Origin of the sequence: Kitasatospora sp. NPDC057518, assembly GCF_042802075.1 — a bacterium.
Classification (GTDB): Bacteria; Actinomycetota; Actinomycetes; order Streptomycetales; family Streptomycetaceae; genus Kitasatospora.
Genome location: NZ_JBHVEU010000663.1, coordinates 1 through 3,276, shown reverse-complemented (window position 1 = coordinate 3,276; position 3,276 = coordinate 1). Strand labels below are relative to the sequence as shown.

Here is a 3,276-nt window from a genome sequence, read left to right as displayed (position 1 = left end):
GTGGTGGGCCACACCACCGCGGGCCGGGCGGACCGACCCGTCGGCCCGCCGGCCCTCGGCTGTTGCTCACTGCGGCCGGTTCGGCTTCGCCGGGGGCGGGCGAAGTGCCGGCTCCGGGCGGGCGCCGGCCGAGGCCTCGTCCCGTTCCGGCCCGCCCCTGCGGCTAGCGGCCCTGTAGGGCGGGGCGGCCGTCGCGGAGTATGGCCGCGACGAGTTCGGCCTCGCCGGGGCGGGCGAAGTACCAGCCCTGGGCGGTGTCGCAGCCGGTCAGCCGCAGGCGTTCGGCCTGGGCGGCGCTCTCGATGCCCTCGGCGGTGACGGTGAGGCCGAGGGTGTGGGCGAGCTGCACCATCGCGCCGACGATCTGCTCGTCCGCGTCGCTGCGGCGGGAGCCGAGTTCCGGGCGGCCGGGCCGGTCCGTCGGGGAGGGCTCGCGGAAGCCCTCGATGAAGGTGCCGTCGAGCTTGAGCACGTGCACCGGCAGCCGGGAGAGGTAGGCCAGGTTGGAGTAGCCGGTGCCGAAGTCGTCGATCGCGATCCGCACGCCCATGTCGGCGAGCGCCTGGAGGGCCTGGAGGGGCCGGCCGCCGGGGCCGAGCAGGGCGCTCTCGGTGATCTCCAGTTGGAGCAGTCGGGCCGGCAGGCCGGTGCGTTCGAGGGCCCGGGCGACGTCGGCGACGATGTCGGAGTCCCAGATCTGGCGGGCGGCGAGGTTGACGCTCACGAAGGTCTCGGTCTCGGGGAACTCGGCGAGCCACTGCCGGGCCTGGCGGCAGGACTCCTCCAGTACCCAGGTCCCGAGTGGCACGATCGCGCCGGTCTCCTCGGCGAGCGGGATGAAGCGGTCCGGGGAGAGCGTCCCGTAGCGGGGGTGGCGCCAGCGGACCAGCGCCTCCGCGCCGTGCACGGTGCCGTCGGCCAGGCCGACCAGCGGCTGGTACTCGATCGCGAACTCGCCGCGTTCCAGGGCCGGGCGGAGCGCGGTGGCGAGCAGCTGCCGGGTGAGCTGGTGGGCGCCGCGGTCCGGGTCGTAGAGGGTCCAGCGGGCGCGGCCGTCGGCCTTGGACCAGTAGAGCGTGGCGTCGGCGTCCTTGACCAGGTCGGTCGAGGTGGTCTCGTGCACGGACCGCTCGACCACGCCGACGCTGGCGGTGACCACCAGCCGGTGCCCGGCGACGTCGAAGGGACGTTCCAGCACCTCCAGGATCCGGGCGGCCAGTTCGGTCAGCTGCTCGCTGCCCAGGCTGTCGGTGACCAGCACGGCGAACTCGTCGCCGCCCATCCGGGCCACCAGGTGGGTGTCGCGCCCGTCGAACCCGCGCCGCAGCCGGGTGGCGACGGCGATCAGCAGCTGGTCGCCGATGTGGTGGCCGAGCGCCTCGTTGATCGCCGCGAAGCCGTCGAGGTCCAGGTAGCAGACCCCGACCCGGCGTTCGTCCGGGGCGCCGACCGGGCCCGGCTGGTCGGCCGGCGCGAGGCAGGCGGCGTCGAGCCGCTCGAAGAAGTAGGTCCGGTTGGGCAGCCGGGTCAGCGGGTCGTGCAGGGCCTGGTACTCCAGCCGGTCGCCGAGCCGGCGCTGCTCGGTGATGTCCTCGACCAGCGCGAGGGTGTAGAGGGGGTCCCCGGCGCCGTCCCGGATCAGCGAGACGGTGACCTTGCTCCAGACCGTGTGGCCCTCGCGGTGCTTGAGCTGCTTCTCCACGCGGAACCGTTCCCGCTCGCCGCGGACGAGTTCGGAGAAGAGCCGGTCCGGCATGCCCTCCGGGTCGATGATCTCGTGCAGGTGGGTGCGGACCAGGTCGCCGACGCCCTGTCCGATCAGGGCGGCGAAGGCGGGGTTGACCTCGATGATCCGGTCCTCGGCATCGATCAGGGCCATGCCGATGACGGCGTCGCAGAAGGCGGCCCGGAACCGGGACTCGCTGGCCCGCAGCGCCGCCAGCAGTCGGTCGGTGTCGATGCTCTCCCGGCCGCTGCCGCGGGTGAGCCCCCGCTCCCGGCGGGCGTCGCCGCTGAGCGGGGCCGCGCAGGTGGGGCAGAGCAGCGGCTCCGGCTCGGTCAGCGTCCCGAGGGCGGTGAAGGAGGTGACGGGCCCCGCGGCCGGCCCGGTGACGGATCCGGAGACGGGCCCGCCGCCCGTTCCGCCGGTCGATCCGACGACAGGTCCGACGGCTGATCCGGCGGTGGGTCCGGCGGTGGGTCCCAGGGTCGGTTCAAGGGCCGGATCGAGGACCGGTTCCAGGACCGGAGAGGCGAGGTGGCGGTGGCACGGTGACTCCTCGTGCCGCCCGCCCGGGTGGTGTGCGTCGGCCCCCTCGTTCTGGCCCGGCACGGCATGCTCCCGTCCGCTGCTGACGCTTGACGATGTCCGGCCGGCCAGTCGGGACCCGGCGGTCGGCTCCGCACTCTGTCGTGGTCCTCGGAGTCGGTCCGCTGCGGGGCCGCCCGTCGTGGGGCGCCGGTGCGCGGGGACCCGCCTGAAGGACAGGGCGCTGCGGCCGATCATAGGCCGCGACGGCAACACGCGGTGACCGCCGCCAGGGTGATTCGCCCGCTTTGTGATCATGAATGGCGGTACGTGCAGACGCCCCCGGTGCACATCACATGATGTGCGCCAGGGGCGCGTGCGCTGAAGCCGCGCCCCTGGGCGCCGACCGTGCGCCGGACGCGGACCGGTCGCGCGCCGACCGCGGGCCGGACACCGGCCGGGAGCCGGACGCCGGCCGGTCCCCGAGGGGCGCGGTGAAGAAGAAGAGGAGAAGAGGGGTGCGGTTCAGGCCAGCTTGGCGGTGAGGGTGATGGTGGTGCCGGTCAGGGCCTGGCTGACCGGGCAGTTGGCCTTGGCGTCCTCGGCGGCCTTGACGAAGCCCGCCTCGTCCAGGCCCGGCACCGTGCCGGTGACGGTCAGGTGGATGCCGGTGATGCCCTCGCCCGGCTGGAAGGTGACGTCGGCCTGGGTCTCCAGGGTGGTGGGCGGGGTGCCGGCGCCGGTGAGGCCGTGGGAGAGGGCCATCGAGAAGCACGCCGAGTGGGCGCCGGCGATGAGCTCCTCCGGGCTGGTCTTGCCGTTGGCCTGCTCGGCGCGGGACGGCCAGGACACCGGGTACGTGCCGATGCCGGACGATTCGAAGGTCACCTGGCCCTGGCCGGCGACGAGGTTGCCCTCCCAGGCTGTACGGGCGGTGCGGGTGGTTGCCACGATCGGTTCCTCCAGTGCTGAGGGAGAGTGTTCGAGCGGTCACTTCCGGTCATGCGTGCCCCAGCCTACGGGCCTGT

The 3,276-nt window shown here is 74.0% G+C and carries 2 protein-coding genes; both read right to left on the bottom strand.

From position 1 onward, the window contains the following. Positions 1 to 163: 163 nt before the first annotated feature. The gene (locus ACFU7Z_RS37995; RefSeq protein ID WP_380782665.1) at positions 164 to 2,332 is read right to left on the bottom strand and encodes a putative bifunctional diguanylate cyclase/phosphodiesterase; all 2,169 of its coding nucleotides are present in this window, start codon (positions 2,330 to 2,332) and stop codon (positions 164 to 166) included. Positions 2,333 to 2,773: 441 nt separating this feature from the next. Beyond that, positions 2,774 to 3,199 (bottom strand): OsmC family protein, encoded by a 426-nt coding sequence (locus ACFU7Z_RS37990; protein ID WP_049649677.1) that lies wholly within the window; start codon positions 3,197 to 3,199, stop codon positions 2,774 to 2,776. Positions 3,200 to 3,276 lie beyond the last annotated feature (77 nt).